Below are 18,863 nucleotides of genomic sequence, written 5' to 3'. Positions count from 1 at the left end.
CCGCGCCGCCCTTCCCCGGCGGAGCATGACGGACGCAATCCATGCCGGATGCCACCGATAACCGCTTCGCCAATCCCGCGCCGGATGATCCGGCGCACCTGGTCATTCAGGGTGATTGGATATTGGAGCACTACGCCGAGCTACGGCGCCTGGTACAACGGCTGCGCAATACTGGCACCCGCTACGTCCAGGCAAACCTGCAGCAGATCGGCAGACTGGATACCGCTGGCGGGCAGTTGCTCACTGAGTTGCTGGGCAGCGAGCTGATCCAGCAACTGGCGACCGATGCCGAGTCCCTGCCCGAGGAAAGGCGGGTACTGCTGGCGCGGATTGCCAGCAGCCTGCAGCAGGACCCCGAGCCCCAGCCGCGCCACAACGCCGTGTTCGAACTGCTGGGCAACGTCGGCAAGCACACGCTGATACAGTATGAACATGTCCGCACCCTGCTGGCGTTCATCGGCCTGACCCTGGTCGGCATGGCCGGTGGTCTGCTGCGCCCTGGCACCTGGCGGCTGACCTCGATCGTCGCGCAGATCGAGCAGATCGCGCTGAACGCAGTGGCCATCGTCGCCCTGCTGACCTTCATGGTTGGCGCGGTGATCGCCTTTCTCGGTGCCACGGTGCTGGCCGACTTCGGCGCGACCATCTATACCGTGGACCTGATCGCGTTCTCCTTCCTGCGCGAGTTCGCCGTGCTGTTGACCGCGATCCTGATGGCCGGACGCACCGCCAGTGCCTTCACCGCCCAGATCGGCTCGATGAAGGCCAACGAGGAGATCGATGCGATCCGCACCCTGGGGCTGAATCCATTGCACATCCTGGTAATCCCCCGGGTGATCGCGATGATGATCTCGCTGCCGGTACTGACTTTCATCGGCATGCTGTCGGGCATGCTCGGCGGTGCCGTGGTCTGCTCGCTGGCACTGGATATCTCCCCGACCATGTTTCTCAACATCCTGCAGCAGAACGTCGCGGTCCAGCATTTCTACCTGGGCATGGCCAAGGCCCCGCTGTTCGCCTTCCTGATCGCCATCATCGGCTGCATGGAAGGCTTCAAGGTCAGCGGCAGCGCCGAGTCGGTCGGTGAGCACACCACCTCGGCGGTGGTACAGTCGATCTTCGTGGTGATCCTGATGGATGCCCTGGCGGCGCTGTTCTTCATGGAGATGGACTGGTGACCGAGAAGCAAGCGCCACTGGTGGAAATACGCGGGCTGGTCAATCGCTTCGGCAGCCAGACGGTACACGAGAACCTGGACCTGGATATCCATCCCGGTGAGATTCTCGGCGTGGTCGGCGGTTCGGGCACCGGTAAATCGGTGCTGCTGCGTTCGATCGTCGGCCTGCGCCGGCCCAACGCCGGCAGCGTCAAGGTGTTCGGCGAGGATCTGCAGAGCCTGGACGAACAACGTCGCTCCGAGGTCGAGCGGCGTTTTGGCGTGCTGTTCCAGCGTGGTGCGCTGTTCTCCTCGCTGACCGTCACCGAGAACGTCGCCCTGCCGCTGATCGAACATGCCGGCCTCAGCCGCGCTGATGCCGAGCACCTGGCCTGCATGAAACTGGCGCTGGCCGGGCTGCCGCGCAATGCCGGTGACAAGTTCCCCTCCGAACTGTCCGGCGGCATGGTCAAGCGCGCAGCGCTGGCCCGCGCCCTGGCGCTGGATCCGGACATCCTGTTTCTCGATGAACCCACCGCCGGCCTCGATCCGATTGGCGCCGCGGCCTTCGATCAATTGATCCTGACCCTGCGCGACGCCCTCGGGCTGAGCGTGTTTCTGGTCACCCATGACCTCGATACCCTGTATGCCATCTGCGACCGGATTGCCGTGCTGGCGCAGAAGCGCGTACTGGTCGCAGATACCCTGGAGCGCGTCGCCGCCACCGATGACGACTGGATCCAGCAATACTTTCATGGCCCCCGGGGGCGCGCCGCCGCTGCCGCCACCAGCCACAACGGGAGCAGACCCTGATGGAAACGCGTGCGCATCATGTGATTATCGGACTGTTCACCTTGCTGGCCGGCGCCGGTGCGGTGTTCTTTGCCATCTGGATCAGCAATGCCAGCACCAGCAAGGATTACCGCAATTACACGGTAGTGTTCCGCGAGGCGGTCACCGGGTTGTCGCGGGGCAGTGCCGTGCAGTTTCGCGGCATTCCGGTTGGCGATATCACCGAGCTGACCCTCGACCCCACCGATCCCGCCCAGGTACTGGCCCGCATCCGCCTCAGCGACACCGCTCCGGTAACCCGGGATACCAAGGCCCGCCTGGCCTTTACCGGTATCACCGGCAACTCGGTGATCGAACTGGTTCCCGGCGACCCACGCAGCCCGCTGCTGGAGGGGGAAGGCAACGAAGATCCACGTATCTACGCCATCCCCTCGCCGATTTCCAGCCTGCTGGCCAACGGCGAGGACCTGATGACCAATATCAACCAGTTGGTCAGCAGCGCCCGCAACATGCTCTCGGATGAAAATGCCGAACGCATCGCCGGCACCCTGGAGTCCGTCGAGCAGGCCGCCAGCAGCCTGGCCAGTCAGGGCGACGATATCAAGATCCTGGTCGGCGAACTCAGCCGCGCCAGCCAGCAGGCCGGTGAGCTGATGACCAGCATCAATTCCCTGGTCAAGGAAGAGGGTCCGCGCACCATGCAGAACGCCGAGCAGGCGCTGCAGTCCATCGCCCGTACCAGCGAAACGCTGGAACACATGCTCAGTGACAACAGCGAAGCCTTCGCCAATGGCATGCAGGGGCTCGGCCAGCTGGAACCGGCCATCAGCGAACTGCGCGGCAGCCTGGGTGCGCTGCGTTCGATCACCCGCCGTCTGGAAGACAATCCTGCACGCTTCCTGCTGGGCCGAGACACCTTCGAGGAGTATGAGCCATGATCCGCCTGACACTCGCAACCGGCCTGCTTGCCGGCCTGCTCAGCCTGGGTGCCTGCACCGTATTTCCCGAATCGCAGGCGCTCGGCGTCTACCAGTTCCCGCAGCCCCCGGCAGCCACTACCAACGGCAGCAGCCAACGCCTGCCACTTTCCCTGCGCATCGATACCCCGCAAACCGGTTACGCCTACAGTGGGCCACGCATCATGGTGCAAACCGCCGACAACCAGTTGCTCAGCTACAAGGCGGTACGCTGGAGCGACCCGGTGCCGGTGCTGCTGCGCGAGTACCTGGCGATATCCTTCCAGCGTCGGGGCAATCTGGGCAGCGTTACCACCGATGAGCATGCCCTGTACGCCGATGTACATCTGGGCACCAACCTGCGGCGCTTCCAACTGGTCGACAGTGGCACTCCGCAGGTGCTGATCGAACTGGATGCCCGCCTGGTCAACCCCGACAGCCGGCGCATCTATGTCAGTCACAGCTTCACTGTCCGTCAACCGGTGGCCAGCACCCAGATCACCGATGTCGTCGAAGGATATGGCCAGGCGACCGAGGAACTGACCGGACAACTGCTGGCCTGGGCGACGCAGCAACTGGCGGCGATTCCCAACGACTGAAATCCGGTAATCACCGGCCCGGCGTCACAGCACCAGGAGCAGCAATACCGGCAGCGCCAGCATCGCCAGCAGCGTCTGCAGGGTGATGACACCGGCCATGAGGTGCGCATCGCCCCCATATTGCCGCGCCAGTACATAGGCCGTGGGCGCGCAGGGTAGCGCGAAGAACAGCACCAGAATGGCGCTTTCCATCTTCGGCATGCCCAGCAGGCTGACCAACAGCCAGGCCGCCAGCGGCATCAGCACCAGCCGCACCGCGCTGTTGATCAGCAGCGCGCGGGTCTCGCCGCGCAGGTCCTGCGGCTGCAACGCGGCGCCGACACACAACAGGCCCAACGGCAGGCTGGTGGCAGCGAGTAACCCCAGCAGGTTATCCACCCCACCCACCAGCCGCAGGCCCGACAGATTCGCCAGCACGCCAAGCAGGCACGCGAGAATCAGCGGATTCTTCAACAGTGTCAGTAGCCAGGCACGCGGACTCACTGAGCCCTGCGCGGTCAGCGCATGCACCGACAGGATATTGACCACCGGCACGCTGATCGCCAGCAGCAATGCCATCAGCGTCAGACCCGCCTCGCCGAACAGAGCACCGACCGCTGCCAGTCCGATATAGGTATTGAATCTCAGGGTGCCCTGGACAAAGATGCCGAAACGCTGCGCCGGCCAACGGTACAGGCGGCGCGCCACCAGCAATGCGACCCAGGCCCCACCGATCATCAAGCCAACGCATAGCGCCACCCGCGACAGCCCCGGATTGTCCAGCGGCGCGCTGGCCAGACTGTAGAACAGCAGTGCCGGAAACAGGATGAAGTAGTTCAGCCGCTCGGCACCGGGCCAGAACTCGGCGCTGGGAAAGCCCGTCCGACGTAGTACATAGCCGCCCAGTATCAGGGCGAACAGCGGCCAGAGGGAAGCAAGCAGTTGACTCATGGGGTATCCATTTCAGGAAGGCAGCCGAAGGTTACCCGACGGGCGCCCCCGCCGCCAGCCCGTGCGTGTCCGCCAGCTTCCGCAGGCCAGTGGATCAAAGAAATGGCCGCAAGCCCAATTCCGTACCGAGCAGTATGAGCAATAGCAGGAAACACTGGCGGAAACGCTGAGGGCTGATCCGCGCACGGATTTTCTGGCCAAGCCACATTCCGGCTACCGAGGGAATGACGGCCAACACCGACAAACCCACCTGGTCCAGCTGAAATGCCCCATGCACGGCCAGACCGATCGCCAGCGCAAGGGTGGAGACGGTGAAGGACAGCCCGAGCGCCTGTACCAGCTCATCCTTGTTCATCCGCAGAGCCTGCAGATAGGGAACCGCCGGCATGACGAAGACGCCGGTAGCCCCGGTAATGGCGCCAGTGAGCAGCCCCACCATGGGTGACAACCAGGGTTCGATACGCGGTGATATCCAGAATGTCGGCGCGACCAGCGCATACCCGGCGTAAAGTACCAGGGCGAGACCCAGAGCAAACCCGGACCAGAGCGGGTCGACACGCGCCAGCAGTGCCGTACCGCTCACCGTTCCCAGCACGATGCCCAGCATCATTGGCCATAGTCGGCGGAGCAGAGCCGGCATGAACGAGCCGTAAAGCATCTGCCACAGGTTGGTCACCAGTGAAGGAATGACCAGCACCGCCGCAGCCGTTGCCGGTGCCATGAAGCTCCCCAGCAGACCCATGGCCACGGTGGGCAACCCCATGCCGCTGACACCCTTGACCAGGCCCACCGGAGCCGGATTTAGCACAGCGCTTTTGCGTCTCCCCAACCTGGCTGTCAATAGTTGCCCGGCATGCCGTCCTTACTGGCACCACCCGCTCCCGTGGCGGCGAACTGATCCCCAGCCATGCCGACGATGTCCTGCCAGTCCACCTCGAAGACTTCCCCCGGCCCCGCATCCATCAGAATGTAGAACGGTTGCCCGGGCAAGGCGGTATTGAAGCGGGAGGCGCCATCCAACTCACCGGCAGCCAGGGCTTCGCCACTGTAGGCAATAACGCGCATGGTCACACCGACAGCCTTGGAGCCATCGTGATAACCACCCTGGCAGGTGATCTGGTTGCCGTTCAATTCACAGCGGCAGACCGGCGTGTGCGCGTACACCGCCACACTGCACAGCAGGGCTGCGGCCGATAGAAAAGTCCTCATGTGCCCTCCCGGATAAAGCCCGCCAGCGCCGGCGACAGGCGCTGGATGTCGAACCGCTGGTGGTACACCTCGCCGTTGTTGGCCTCCACCGTCAGCCACAGGCCGTCATCGCGGGTGGCCGAGCGCGGCACCGGGATTTCCGCGGTTTTCTCCGTCCCCTGGCCCTCGAAAGCGTTGCCCGCCGCCCGCAGGGAGCGTGGCTCGCGCACCTTGAGATAGGCCATGCGGATATCCCGCTCGCAACCCTCGCAAAAACGGATGACAAACTCCTTGAGCGGTACATCCAGTGCGACAACCTGTGGCGGCTTGCGGTCCTTCTCCGCCAGGCTGAAGGCCCAGGGGCCGATCTGGCCGTGAATGGCATCCTCGCGCAGCAGGGGCTTTTCCGCTACATGCAGCAACTGCCAGGCAAAGCCACCCAGTGGCAGTAACAGAACAAGACTGGCGAGCATGGTCCGGGCCATGGGCGCATGGCCCGGTACAGCGGTTACTGCCGCCCCGGTTTCGGCATTATCGCGCTGTCTCTTGCGTGCCCTGGCGGACGGGATTTCAGACTGCCCAGCCCACCAGGATAAATGGAACACCAGCGCCACACCGGCAATGGTCAACCAGCCCAACCAGGTCACCAGACCCACACCGAAACGCCATTGCGCCATGCCCAGAGCCAGAGCTGCTGCCAGCAGTAGCCAACCCAGCAGGCGCAGCAGGTGGCGCCGGGCAGACGGCAGGGGTCTGCGCAACACATGCTGACTGTGCTTGGGCATAGCCAGCGCCAGCGCCATGAAACCTACCAGGCTGGTCAGCAGTAGCGCGGCATGCACCAGGGTCATGCCCCACCTCCCGGTAGCAGCAACCAGGACAAGCCAGCGCAAACAGCGGTAGCCAGGATCAGCCCCAGCCAGACAACCCGCAGGCGCCTGGCGGCGAATATCCATACCAGCACCCCGGCATAGAGGGCAAAGCTCAACATGCTCGAAGCCAGTACCGCCTCAGCCTTGGGCAGCGGCCAGAGCAGCGCCAGCAAGACGGTGACAGCGGATGTCAGGGCATAGCCACCCACCACCGCGGCCAGCACCCGGCTGGCGACCCGCCAGCGATAGCGGGCGGTATCAGTGAGAGACGCCATCATGTCGCCTCCGCCAGTGGTCTGTTGCGGGTTGCTCCGGATACCTGAATCGTTTTCTTCAACCAGACGCGCCTGACCTTGAGCGCCATGTAGGCAAAGGCCAGTCCCAGGCCCAGCATGGTCAGGTCGAACCCGGCCAATACCCAGTCACCGGCCGGCACAGTCACGCCCAGGTGCTTGTCGGTGGTAAGGACATTGACCACCGGCAACAGTGCATAGGCCGCCGCAGCCAACCACAGCAGCTCCACCCAGGCTTTGCGCGTGTCGCGGAAAAAGGCATAAAGCAACGCCTCGCCCCAGATCAGAAAGAGGACGTTCGCCTCCCAGTTGGCGCGCTCCGCCATCTCCACCGGCAACAGGCGGTTGGCCCAGAAGTAGGCGGCGACCCCGGCAGGCAGCCCGGCGATAGTGGCGACATTGAGCGCTTCCACCAGTCGCAGACCGAAGTGGCCGCCTGTCGCCTCGTGGCTCCTGCGGCGCTTGACCGTCCACAGCACCAGCCCGGTGCCGATCATCCCGGCTCCCAGCACCCCGGCCAGGAAATACAGCCAGCGCAGCCAGGGCTCGGCAAACCGGCCCTCATGCAGCGCCAGAATCACCTCCTGGGTCTTGCGGACGGCGGCGTCTCCAGGCTCCGGCGGCAGCAGTTCCCCACTGTGCACATGAAAGCGCAGCGCCTCACCATCGAAGAACCGTAGCTTGCTACCCTGTACCCGGGCGATCTCGACAAAAGGCTCCTCGCCGCTGTCGTGCATCACCATGACCGAGCGCACCTGGCCCTCACCCCAGGCGTTTTCGGCCTGGGCGATCATGGCGGGCACCGAGGCGCTGGGCCGGGTCACGGCCTCGTGGCTGTGGTGACCGAACAGGTCATCGAAGTAACGGCCCCGCGCCTGATCATCGGTGCCATAGATGGCAGCAATCCCGGCAGGCATGTAGGTGGAGTAGAAGAATACCAGCCCGCTATAGGTGATCATCAGAAAGAACGGCAGCGCCATCACGCTGATCACGTTGTGGGCATCCAGCCAGGAACGCTGGCCCTTGCCGGGGCGGAAGGTGAAGAAGTCCTTGAAGATCTTCTTGTGGGTGATCACTCCGGTCACCATCGCCAGCAACATCAGCATGGTGCATGCCCCGACAATGCGGTAGGCAATCTGGTAGTCGATGTAATGCAGCGCGTAGTGCATGCGGTACAGCAGACTGCCCCCGCCCGTCTCGCGGGGCTCTATCCCGGTACGCAGGTTTCCGCTGACGGGGTCGAGTCTTTCACTGCCCCACACGCCGTGCTCGTGCCCTTCCAGGGGCATGGTCTCCCAGCTGATGCTGAAATCCACCCATTGCCGGTTGGCCAGGGACTGGTGCGGCAGGGTAATGCTCCAGAACTCGGCCGAGGGAGCCACCTGCTGCAACCGGTCCATGGCCACCAGCGCCAGGGCACCATTGTCATAGCGGGGAGCAGCACCCTGCAGCGGGCGTTCCGGCTCCATCCAGCGGGTGATTTCATAGGTGAAATACCCGGCGGTGCCGGTAACGAATACAAAGAACAGTACCCAGCCCACTACCAGGCCGCACCAGGTATGCAGCCAGGCCATGCTCTGACGGAATCCTTCTTTCATGATCTGCGGTTTGCAACCTCTGGATTATCAGTTGTACTCGGGATCGGGTCGCCAACTAAAAATCGAATCGCAATGAGGCGGTGGCATTGCGTGGCGTGCCATACCACCCGCGCATTGCAATCGCGGTGTAGTAATGCTCATCGAAGATGTTATTGAGATTCAGCGCAGCCGTTACATTCTCGGTCACTGCGTACTGCGCCATCAGATCCACCAGGGTGTAGTCGCCCTGCTTGAACGTCTCACCGTGGGGGCCTGCGCCCTGGTAATATTCCGAACCCTGCCAGCGAACGCTGCCACCCACTTTCAAGTTATCCAGCGTGGGTAGGCGGTAACTGATAAACAGTTTGAATGTATCGCGGGGCACCTCGGTCAACATGCGATCATCATCCGAGTCCTTGATTTCCGCATAGGTGTAACTTGCTGCAACTTGCCAGCCTGGCAGGACTTCTCCAGCCACTTCAACTTCGAACCCACGTGTCTTGGTTCCGGACTCGGCCCGATAAGCCTGATTGCCGTCCGGGGCGGGATTATCGCCATCGGGTACAGCCAGATTATCCTGGCGCACCTCAAAGATACTGAATGCGGTAGTCAGACGCTGGTCCCACAATTCACCCTTGATCCCCAACTCGTAGTTCTTACCCTCTTCCGGATCGAGATAACTACCGTTGACGTCTATCCGGTCGGATGGATTGAATATCGTGGTGTAACTCGCATACGCTGACCACGCATCCGAAAGGTCATATACCAGGCCAATGTAGGGCGTCACCACACCGTTCTTTTCGCGCTCCGTGCGGCTGACATCGCCTGTTGAAAGGCTGCGCGACATTTCATCACTCTGCCAGTCGATGACACGCATCCCGGTAATCAATGAAACCCCGTCCGCCAGGTTCCATCTGGCAGAGGTGAGCAATGCGGTCTGCTTTTCGTCAAGGGCGCTCACACTGGACCGGGTATGGATCGCATCTGGAATGGGAAGCGAACCATCCCATGTATGGATATTGTCGATCGATTGTATGGTCCACAGTGGATACCCATAACTCCGGTGGTAAGCCTTGTAATGACTGGCACCCAGATACAGGTCGTGCTCGCGATCAAACAGGGTGAAGCCACCCGATGCGGATAAGTCGAAGGACGTCTGTCTGGGCTCACCCGCCCAGCGGCCACTCCAGGTGGAAATACCGCTGCCATCCGGATTGACAGTGCCACTGGCAGCCGTGGCAAATGCATCGTCATATGAGCGGCGGCTGTGCTCGCCAGTGAGTTTCACCAACCAGCCGTTATCGAACGCATGCTCCAGACCGCCAAACAGGGTTTTACCGTCGCGTTTGTGATAGCTCCAGTCTGATGCGGAATTGAATGAACGCGAAGGCTTGAAGTGACTGCCATCGGAGTTGAACAATGGAAAGCCATGATTGCCCGCCTCATCGCTGTCCATATCCTGGTACTCGGCTCCCAGCGTCAACATGGTCTGGTCGGTAATGTCCCATTCCAGAATACCGTAAGCCACCTGCCGTTCCAGGGATTGGCGGTCGATATGACTCTGGCCGTCCTGGTAGGCTGCAACAAACCGGCCACGCACATTGCCACTGTCCGACAGGCTGGAGGAGACATCCAGTTCGGAACGGTAGTTGTCCCAGGATCCCGCTTTCAAGGTGATCGATCGCTGTGTTTTACGGGTTGGCTTTTTCCGTATCAGATTGATTGTTGCGCCCGGATCGCCCACGCCTGACATCAGGCCTGTCGCACCACGGATGACTTCAACCCGGTCATAGGTCACCGTATCGGCCAGATCCTCTCTGAAGCCGTAGTTGTTGGAGCGATTGACGCCATCAACCTGAATACTTCTGACAGCGAAACCACGGACATAGATACTGTTACTGTCGCTGCCGGCAGGTCCCACGGTATTGACGACGACACCTGGTGTGCGCTCCATTACTTCAGTGATGTCATTCAGGTTCCCGTCCTCTATCTGCTGACGGGTTATTACACTCACCGACTGTGGCGTTTCACGCAAACTCAGGCTCAAGCCGGTGGCACTCCGACCCGGTCCAGTCGCCGTGTACGAGTCCACGCCTTCTGTGGTCGACCCGGATGAACTTGCCACTACCGTCACCGACGGTAGTGTCTTCACGGCTTCCTCGCTGGCCAACTCGATCGTCACCGAGTTTTCCCCGGTAAAGCGCATCGCCAGACCGCTACCCGCCAGCAAATGCTGCAGGGCGCCATCAATGGTGTAGCTACCCCGCAGGGCCGGGGCCGTATGATCAAAGGTGGACTGCTCGGTATAGAGCACCTGCAGACCAGTCACCGCGGAAAGATCGGCTATCGCCTGAGGCAGAGGCTTGGCGGGAATATCGAATTGATAGGTCTGTTGCACCTGCGCCGCAGCAGAGCCGGCGCCTGCCCCCTGTGCCAGCGCGGGTGCCACCGGGGTCATCAGCATTGGGAGCGCCAGCGCAATGGCCGTCGCCAGGATACTGGGTTGGCTGGATCCTCTGACTGACCGATTTTCTGCTCTCTTCACGCTGATTATGCCTCGTCTTATCATGGTCCCTGAACCAGACTGATAACGCTTCTGGTTCGCATCTAAGGGTGAGACGTAACAGCGAAGAACAATCCCCCAGTCAGGGGCACACTTTTTTTGCTGATACCTGCTCTGTCCATCAGCGGATCAGCACAAGGTCCCCCGGCAGTCGGGTCTGCTGGATGGGCAGGGTGCTGGCAATCAGCTCCAGAGCGGCGTCAGGGTCATCGGTCGAGAAGATACCGCTGACCTTGAGGCTATTCAGTTCCCGGCTGGTGATCAGAATCCGGCCCGGCCGATGGCGGTTCAGGGTATCCACCACTTCCGCCAGCGGCGTGTTGTAGAACACGAACTGCCCCCGCAGCCAGGCGGTAACGGCGGTGCGGTCGAATGGCGCCGGGGCGCTGATACGGTCAGCGCCCAGCACGGCCTGCTGGCCGGGCGTGAGTATCACGTGTGTGGCGTGCGCCTTGTCTGGAACCTGCAGCTCCACCCTGCCCTCATCCAGGCTGACGATGGCGCTGTCCCCGTCCAGACGCAGGTTGAACTGGGTGCCGGTCACCTTCACCACACCGGCGCGGGTGCTGACGATGAACGGCCGCTTGTCACTGGCTGCCACGTTGAACCAGGCCTCCCCCTTTAACAGGCGCACCCGACGCTCCCGGGCGTTGTACTCCATGGCCAGTGCGCTGTCGGTGTTAAGGGAGATGGCGCTGCCATCCTCCGTCTCGATGGACGCATCCTCGCCCACGGCGGTGATGTAGTCGCTTTGCCACCGGGTGATCCAGTCCTGCTGCCAGCCCAAGACAACGAAGACCGCCAGCACCAGACAGGCGGCCATGGCCAGGCTTTTTGCAGGTATGCCGACGTGGCCACGGGACCGACATGCCACAGCGTGTGGCAAGACACTGGGTTCCTCGTCGATCAGCTGTTCCATCGGCATCTCCAACGCACTCCAGAGGGCCTCCATCTCGGCAAATGCCTGCCGATGGCGAGTATCTGCCAATAACCACTGGTTGAACTGCGCCCGCAGTCGGTGCCTATCGGCCGAGTCCGGGCTCGCCTCCCGCAGCCGGGCCTGCCAGATGGCGGCATCTTCGAGTAGAGCTTCGGGCAGTTCATCCATTGGATTGCGCGTGTCGCTGGTCATAGGTATTTCGCCTGCCACAGACAGGGCGGCTGTGGCATAGGCTGAAAAGTACTGGCCGTTGTGGAATAAGACGTATGGGGCAAGCATTTTCCCCCAGTCCCTTGGAAAACCGTCGCATCAGGTCCCGCGCTCCGCTTCCCTCAGGCGCGCCCGGCAATGCAGCATGGCCCGGGCAATGTGCTTCTCGACGGTCTTGTCGGAGATGGACAGGCGAACAGCGATCTCCCGCATGGTGAGGCCGTGCCCACGATAAAGCACAAATACCGCCCGGCACTTGTCCGGCAACTCGCGCACAGCGGCGTTAAGCGCGAGCAGCTCCTGCTGGGAAATAGCGGCCTCCAGCGGGTCGGGCAAGTGGCTGACGAACTCCTCTTCCTGAGGCGCAGAGCCGTCTCCGGGTTCACCGTCGGCGGGACGCAGCACCCGCTCCCAGGCCTGGCGCCGACGGACATGATCCACCGCCAGGTTACCCGCCATGCGGTAGAGGTAAGCACGGGGATTGTCCGGCAACGTAACCTTGCTGGTATTGGCGCGAATCCAGGTCTCCTGTACCACATCCTCCGCCATCGAGGACGAACCGGTCCGCTGGCGAATGAACTGCCGAAGCTCCTCGTAGTAAGCCTCCACAGCCTGGGATAGTGATGTGAACCTGGGTCTTGTCATTGTTCCAGCTTCGAATAGCGGGCCCTACCCGCCGGACGCGCCCACACAAAAGGCCCGTACACGAGAGCATCCGCAAATGAGAATGCATATACTTTATATTGATGCGCAGCGTCTGGGCAAGCCGGGGAAGGTCACGCTTGTCATGTTGCGCAGCAGAATCGACAATGCAACGCAGCTTTCCCGCTTCTTCTTGCCCGCAAAAGGAATATTCATGAAAAAGATTCTGGCGCTGACAATCGGTATGGTGGCGGTCATTGGACTGGCCGCGTGCAGTACACCTCAGCCTACTTCTCCTACTTCCGCACAGCAGGGCTCGATGAACGACACAAGCGCACTGCAGGCCTACCACTGGACACTGTCCACGGTCACCAGCAAAGATCAGCCTGCTGCGGCAGCCCCGACCGCTGGGGACGGCAAGCCCCTGGGGCTCGACTTCTCCAGTCAGCGGCTATCCGTCAACGGCCTGTGCAACCTGCTCAGCGGTAGCTACGCCCTTGCTGGTGACCGTATGGATGTCAGCCAGATTGTCAGTACGCTCAAAGCCTGCCCGGACAGCCAACTGATGCGCTACGAGCAGGACATCGGCCAGCGCCTGCCCACAGTGAGCAACTGGAACGTGGATACCAGCACAGCCTCGCCTACCCTGGTGCTGACCTTCGAGGACGGCACTCAGTGGACCCTGCAGGGCGAAGCCACCGCCGCCACGCTCTATGGAGGCGAACCCGAACGCATTTTCCTGGAAGTCGCACCGCAACGGGTAGCCTGCTCCCACCCCCTGATCCCGGATTACCAGTGCCTGCACGTGCGTGAAATCACCTATGACGAGCGGGGCATCAAGACCGGTGCCGGCGACTGGCGCTATTACTACGATGGCATTCAGGGCTATGAGCACCAGGCCGGAGTACGCAACATCCTGCGCATCAATCGCTATACCCGGGAAAACCCACCGGCAGATGCCTCCAGCACAGTCGACATTCTGGACATGGTTGTTGAATCCGAAACCACTGCAGCGCAGTAGCAGGTTGGTGCAAGAGCCAGAGTCCGTAGGAATCGGCCATGTCCACGTTGTCTATCCAGGCGTGGCCGACACAGAGGACCTGTCTCGACTATTGCTCCGGGGCTCTTTCCAGATCGCGACCTGAGCGAGCGAGAAGGTCAACTTCAAGTAACTATAGTGGTACCCCCCCATTACCAGACCATGCCAGACGAAAATACAAAAAAGCCCGCAATTACGCGGGCTTAGCGGCATTTTATGCCATCAGTTGCCTGGCCGTGCCAGACGCGGGATCACTCCCACTCAATCGTCGCCGGCGGCTTGCTGGAGATATCGTAGGTCACCCGTGACACCCCACTTATTTCATTGATGATTCTGTTGGACACGGTTTCCAGGAACTCGTAGGGCAGGTGCGCCCAGCGCGCGGTCATGAAGTCGATGGTTTCCACTGCGCGCAGGGCGATGACCCATTCGTAGCGGCGGGCATCACCGACCACACCGACCGACTTGACCGGCAGGAATACCGCGAAGGCCTGGCTGGTCTTGTGATACAGATCGGCCTTGCGCAGCTCTTCGATGAAGATATGGTCGGCGCGGCGCAGGATGTCGGCGTATTCCTTGCGCACTTCGGCGAGGATACGCACGCCCAGGCCCGGGCCGGGGAACGGGTGGCGGTAGACCATGTCGTAGGGCAGGCCCAGCTCCAGACCGATCTTGCGTACTTCATCCTTGAACAGTTCACGCAGCGGCTCGACCAGCTCGAAGGCCATGTCTTCCGGCAGGCCGCCGACGTTGTGGTGCGACTTGATGACGTGGGCCTTGCCGGTCTTGGCGCCAGCGGACTCGATCACATCGGGGTAGATGGTGCCCTGGGCGAGGAACCTGACATCCTGCAGCTTGGTGGCTTCCTCATCGAATACCTCGATGAAGGTCCGACCGATGATCTTGCGCTTGGCTTCCGGGTCGGTGACACCGAGCAGGCGCGACAGGAACTTCTCTTCGGCGTTGGCACGGATCACCTTGACGCCCATGTTCTCGGCGAACATGGCCATCACCTGCTCGCCTTCGTGCAGGCGCAGCAGGCCATTGTCGACGAACACGCAGGTCAGTTGATCACCAATGGCGCGGTGCAGCAGCGCGGCGACCACCGAGGAGTCCACGCCGCCGGACAGCCCCAGGAGTACCTTGGCATCACCCACCTGGGCACGTACGTTGGCGATGGCATCCTCGACGATATTGGCCGGGGTCCACAGCGCTTCGCAGCCGCACAGCTCGAGAATGAAGCGCGACAGGATGCGCAGACCCTGCTTGGTATGGGTCACCTCGGGATGGAACTGCACGCCATAGAAGCGGCGGGCATCGTCGCCCATGGCGGCGATCGCGCAGCTCGGGGTGCTGGCCAGCACCTTGAAACCTTCCGGCAGTTCGATGACCTTGTCACCGTGGCTCATCCATACATCCAGCGTCAGCACGCCGTCGTCGGCGACCGCATCCTCGATGCCATCGAGGAAGCTGCTCTTGCCGACCAGATCGACGCAGGCATAGCCGAATTCGCGCTCGTCACTGCCCTGCACCTTGCCGCCCAATTGGGTAGCCATGGTCTGCATGCCGTAGCAGATGCCCAGGACCGGCACGTCCAGCTCGAACACCAGCTGCGGCGCCCGCGGGCTGTCGTGTTCGGTAACCGATTCCGGACCACCGGCGAGGATGATGCCCCTGGGTGCAAACGCACGGATCGCTTCCGGGTCCATGTCCCAGGCGTGGATTTCGCAATAGACGCCGATCTCACGGACCCGCCGGGCGATCAGCTGAGTGTATTGGGAACCGAAATCCAGAATCAGGATGCGGTGAGCGTGAATGTCGTGTTGAGCCATGGTTAGCCTTCGAAAAGAGCTGAAAACTGAAAGCCGGAAGCAGAAAGGACAACCGCTGCATGTCTGGTTGCCATCTCTCGCTTCCGGCGCCGGTGAATCAATGGAGCCGATCAGCTGACCCGATAGTTCGGAGCCTCTTTGGTGATCTGTACATCATGCACGTGCGATTCGCTCATGCCCGCGCCAGTGATGCGTACGAACTCGGGCTTGGTGCGCATTTCATCGATGCTGGCGCAACCGGTATACCCCATCGCCGCGCGCAGGCCGCCCATCAACTGGTGAATGATCGCCGCCAGCGCACCCTTGTAGGGTACACGGCCTTCGATACCTTCAGGCACCAGCTTCTCGGCACCGCTGGAGGTGTCCTGGAAGTAACGGTCAGCCGAACCACCACCGGCATTGGCCATCGCGCCCAGCGAGCCCATGCCGCGGTAGGCCTTGTAGGAACGCCCCTGGAACAGCTCGATTTCACCGGGGGATTCTTCGGTGCCGGCGAACATGGAGCCCATCATCACCACCGAGGCGCCAGCGGCAATGGCCTTGGCCAGGTCACCGGAGAAACGGATGCCGCCATCGGCGATCAGCGGTACACCGGTATCCTTGAGTGCCGCAGCGACATCGGCAATCGCCGAAATCTGCGGTACACCGACACCGGCAACGATACGCGTGGTACAGATCGAGCCCGGACCAATGCCCACCTTGACCGCATCGGCACCAGCAGCGACCAGCGCCAGCGCAGCGGCGCCGGTGGCGATGTTGCCGCCGACCACCTGGATCTGCGGATAGGTCTGCTTGACCCAGCGCACGCGATCGATCACGCCCTTGGAGTGGCCGTGGGCGGTATCCACGATGACCACATCGACGCCGGCCTTGACCAGCGCGGTGACCCGTTCTTCGGTTTCCGCACCGGTACCGACAGCGGCGCCTACGCGCAGACGGCCCTGCTCATCCTTGCTCGCCAGCGGGTAGGCCTTGGCCTTCTCGATGTCGTTGACGGTCATCATGCCCTTGAGGCGGAAGGAGTCATCCACCACCAGTACCCGCTCGATGCGGTGCTTGTGCAGCAACTTGCGCACTTCGCTGGTGGAAGAGCCTTCCTTGACCGTGACCAGCCGTTCCTTGGGCGTCATCACATCACGCACGCGGGCGTCCATGCGGGTCTCGAAACGGATATCACGGGAGGTGACGATACCGACCAGATCGCCGTTGTACAGCACCGGCACACCGGAGATGTTGTTCTGGTGGGTCAGCTCGAACAGCTCGGCAACGGAGGCGTCGGCATCAATGGTGATCGGGTCCTTGACTACGCCGGCCTCGAACTTCTTGACCTTGCGTACTTCGTTGGCCTGCTGCTCGATGGTCATGTTCTTGTGGATGATGCCGATACCGCCTTCCTGGGCCATGGAAATGGCCAGACGGGCTTCAGTCACAGTATCCATGGCGGCAGACACCAACGGCATGCTCAGCTCAATCCCGCGGGTAAGACGCGTGTTAAGGCAGACGTCCTTGGGCAGTACCTCGGAATAACCGGGCACCAGGAGGATGTCATCAAAAGTTAGGGCTTCTTGGCGAATACGCAGCATAGCGGGAGCTCCCGAGCGGGAAAAATGGAAGCGCGCCATTATACCCATACAGCGGGCGGTACTCAATTGGAATCACGTCGCCAATCGAATTATTCCGCCGTGCTACCATGCGCCCATGAATAATGATGACGCTATCTTTCAACGTCTGGGCGCCGAACGCGAGGTGCTCACCGTCAGCCAGCTCAATGCGCGGGCGCGTAATCTGCTGGAGGAAGTCTTCCCCCGGGTCTGGGTGGAGGGCGAGCTGTCCAATCTGGCACGCCCCTCCTCCGGGCATCTGTACTTCACCCTCAAGGACAGCGGTGCCCAGGTGCGCTGCGCGCTGTTCCGGCAACATGCCGCCCGCATCCGCATGCAGCTGCGCGACGGTTTGCTGGTCCGGGCCCGTGGGCGGGTCAGCCTGTATGAAGGGCGTGGCGACTACCAGATGATTCTGGATGCGCTGGAGCCCGCCGGTGACGGCGCCCTGCGCCAGGCCTTCGAGGCACTCAAGGCCAAGCTGCAGGCCGAAGGGCTGTTCGCCGCCGAACGCAAGCGTCCAATGCCTTCGCACCCGACCCGTATCGGCGTGATCACCTCGCCCAGTGGTGCCGCGGTGCGCGACATCATCAGCGTGTTCGGTCGCCGGGCGCCGTTCATCGAACTGGTCATCAGCCCCACAGCGGTGCAGGGCCGTGATGCCGCACCGCAGATCGTGCGCGCCCTGGAGCGGGCGGACCGGGCCGGTTTCGATGCACTGATCCTGGCCCGTGGCGGTGGCTCACTGGAAGACCTCTGGCCGTTCAACGAGGAGCCGGTAGCCCGCGCCGTGGCTGCCTGCCGCACGCCGATCATCAGTGCGGTCGGCCATGAGACCGATGTGTCGATCAGCGATTTCGTCGCCGACATACGCGCCCCGACGCCCTCGGCCGCCGCCGAACTGCTCAGCCCGGATACCCAGGCCATGCTGGCCCAGCTGCAGCGCAGCCATCGACAACTGCAGCAATGCATGAAGGTGCGCCTGGCGCGCGATAACCTGCGCCTGGACAACCTGCGCCGCCGGTTGCGCCACCCGGGCGAGCGACTGGCGCAGCAGGCCCAGCGGCTGGATGAGCTGGAGATGCGCATGCAACGCGCCTGGCGGCATCGCCTGGAACAGCGCCAGCAGCGGCTGGCCCATCTGCGCGGCCGTCTGCAGCATCAGCACCCGGAGCGACTGCTGGGCATGCTGCATGAGCGCCTCGGGCAACTGCACCAGCGCCTGCCCCGCGCCATCGAGGTGCAACTGCAACAGCGCCGACAGCGCCTGGAAAGCACGATCCAGAACCTGCACCTGATCAGCCCCCTGGCAACCCTCGGGCGCGGCTATAGCATCCTGCTGGATCAGCAGGGCAAGGCGGTCCGCAGCCAGCGGGAAACCCGCCCCGGCCAACAGCTGGAAGCCCGACTCGCTGAAGGCCGGCTGAAGCTGCGGGTAGAAGCGGAGCAGCCGCATACCCTGCCCCTGCTCGACTGACTGATACCCCGAGCGTAGCACCCGCCTGCATTCGGGCATTACGCCTGCACCGGCGAACCAGCGTCGTCGAGCAGGCGCTCGACAACCCGAGGGCAATATCGGGGTGTAGCGCGCCCTGCGCTACACCTGCGGCCTGTCGGCAACCCAACCCCGTCGTCTCGCAGGCGCGCGACAACCCGTGCAGATGCGCCGCCAT

17 protein-coding genes are annotated in these 18,863 nt (G+C 62.4%); 6 read left to right on the top strand and 11 right to left on the bottom strand.

Features of this window, described 5'->3' with window-relative positions:
• Positions 1–41 precede the first annotated feature (41 nt).
• The 4 genes from CQ007_RS01020 to CQ007_RS01005 are packed head-to-tail and all read left to right on the top strand — an operon-like array spanning position 42 to position 3,503.
• Positions 42–1,178 (top strand): ABC transporter permease, encoded by a 1,137-nt coding sequence (locus CQ007_RS01020; protein ID WP_105643055.1) that lies wholly within the window; start codon positions 42–44, stop codon positions 1,176–1,178.
• Positions 1,175–1,969 carry an ABC transporter ATP-binding protein gene (locus CQ007_RS01015; RefSeq protein ID WP_256582156.1) on the top strand — a complete coding sequence of 265 codons (795 nt, stop codon included), beginning with the start codon at positions 1,175–1,177 and terminating at the stop codon, positions 1,967–1,969. Before CQ007_RS01020 ends, CQ007_RS01015 begins: the two co-directional genes overlap by 4 nt.
• Complete coding sequence (locus CQ007_RS01010; protein ID WP_105643053.1) at positions 1,969–2,886, top strand: MlaD family protein; 918 nt, start codon at positions 1,969–1,971, stop codon at positions 2,884–2,886. Before CQ007_RS01015 ends, CQ007_RS01010 begins: the two co-directional genes overlap by 1 nt.
• The gene (locus CQ007_RS01005) at positions 2,883–3,503 is read left to right on the top strand and encodes an ABC-type transport auxiliary lipoprotein family protein (RefSeq protein ID WP_105643052.1); all 621 of its coding nucleotides are present in this window, start codon (positions 2,883–2,885) and stop codon (positions 3,501–3,503) included. Before CQ007_RS01010 ends, CQ007_RS01005 begins: the two co-directional genes overlap by 4 nt.
• Before the next feature lie 24 nt (positions 3,504–3,527).
• Here CQ007_RS01005 and CQ007_RS01000 read toward each other — a convergent pair whose 3' ends face one another.
• The 9 genes from CQ007_RS01000 to CQ007_RS00960 form a co-directional block, all read right to left on the bottom strand.
• Positions 3,528–4,433, bottom strand: a complete 906-nt coding sequence (locus CQ007_RS01000; RefSeq protein WP_105643051.1) for an AEC family transporter — start codon at positions 4,431–4,433, stop codon at positions 3,528–3,530.
• 94 nt (positions 4,434–4,527) lie between these two features.
• Positions 4,528–5,241, bottom strand: coding sequence for a sulfite exporter TauE/SafE family protein (locus CQ007_RS00995; protein ID WP_256582155.1), 714 nt, complete (start codon positions 5,239–5,241; stop codon positions 4,528–4,530).
• 29 nt (positions 5,242–5,270) lie between these two features.
• Positions 5,271–5,642: a hypothetical protein gene (locus CQ007_RS00990; protein WP_177424233.1), complete on the bottom strand. Its 372-nt coding sequence runs from the start codon at positions 5,640–5,642 to the stop codon at positions 5,271–5,273.
• Positions 5,639–6,472, bottom strand: coding sequence for a DUF3325 domain-containing protein (locus tag CQ007_RS00985; RefSeq protein ID WP_158256693.1), 834 nt, complete (start codon positions 6,470–6,472; stop codon positions 5,639–5,641). Before CQ007_RS00985 ends, CQ007_RS00990 begins: the two co-directional genes overlap by 4 nt.
• Positions 6,469–6,768 carry an iron transporter gene (locus CQ007_RS00980; protein ID WP_105643340.1) on the bottom strand — a complete coding sequence of 100 codons (300 nt, stop codon included), beginning with the start codon at positions 6,766–6,768 and terminating at the stop codon, positions 6,469–6,471. The genes CQ007_RS00985 and CQ007_RS00980 overlap by 4 nt, the downstream gene beginning before the upstream one ends.
• A complete protein-coding gene (locus CQ007_RS00975; RefSeq protein WP_105643049.1) occupies positions 6,768–8,384 on the bottom strand; it encodes a PepSY domain-containing protein in 1,617 nt (538 codons plus the stop codon). Before CQ007_RS00975 ends, CQ007_RS00980 begins: the two co-directional genes overlap by 1 nt.
• Positions 8,385–8,439: 55 nt before the next feature.
• On the bottom strand, positions 8,440–10,827 hold the full coding sequence (locus CQ007_RS00970) for a TonB-dependent receptor (protein WP_105643048.1): 2,388 nt from the start codon (positions 10,825–10,827) through the stop codon (positions 8,440–8,442).
• 220 nt (positions 10,828–11,047) lie between these two features.
• Positions 11,048–12,058, bottom strand: a complete 1,011-nt coding sequence (locus CQ007_RS00965; RefSeq protein ID WP_158256692.1) for a FecR family protein — start codon at positions 12,056–12,058, stop codon at positions 11,048–11,050.
• Positions 12,059–12,175: 117 nt separating this feature from the next.
• Complete coding sequence (locus CQ007_RS00960) at positions 12,176–12,721, bottom strand: RNA polymerase sigma factor (protein WP_105643046.1); 546 nt, start codon at positions 12,719–12,721, stop codon at positions 12,176–12,178.
• A gap of 316 nt (positions 12,722–13,037) precedes the next feature.
• Between CQ007_RS00960 and CQ007_RS00955 the strand changes: the two genes are divergently transcribed.
• Positions 13,038–13,739: an META and DUF4377 domain-containing protein gene (locus CQ007_RS00955; RefSeq protein ID WP_218278801.1), complete on the top strand. Its 702-nt coding sequence runs from the start codon at positions 13,038–13,040 to the stop codon at positions 13,737–13,739.
• Positions 13,740–14,008: 269 nt separating this feature from the next.
• Here the strand turns inward: CQ007_RS00955 and guaA are convergent, their stop codons facing one another.
• Complete coding sequence (gene guaA / locus CQ007_RS00945; RefSeq protein WP_105643043.1) at positions 14,009–15,589, bottom strand: glutamine-hydrolyzing GMP synthase; 1,581 nt, start codon at positions 15,587–15,589, stop codon at positions 14,009–14,011.
• A gap of 110 nt (positions 15,590–15,699) precedes the next feature.
• Positions 15,700–17,172: an IMP dehydrogenase gene (gene guaB / locus CQ007_RS00940; protein ID WP_105643042.1), complete on the bottom strand. Its 1,473-nt coding sequence runs from the start codon at positions 17,170–17,172 to the stop codon at positions 15,700–15,702.
• Positions 17,173–17,287: 115 nt separating this feature from the next.
• On the opposite strand from guaB, the gene xseA reads away from it, so the two are divergent.
• The gene (gene xseA, locus CQ007_RS00935) at positions 17,288–18,667 is read left to right on the top strand and encodes an exodeoxyribonuclease VII large subunit (protein ID WP_105643041.1); all 1,380 of its coding nucleotides are present in this window, start codon (positions 17,288–17,290) and stop codon (positions 18,665–18,667) included.
• Positions 18,668–18,863 lie beyond the last annotated feature (196 nt).

The sequence above is a fragment of the Pseudomonas sp. MYb185 genome, from assembly GCF_002979975.1.
GTDB lineage: Bacteria > Pseudomonadota > Gammaproteobacteria > Pseudomonadales > Pseudomonadaceae > Halopseudomonas.
Note: the sequence above shows the minus strand (reverse complement) of the source record. Positions and strands in the feature narration are given on the sequence as shown.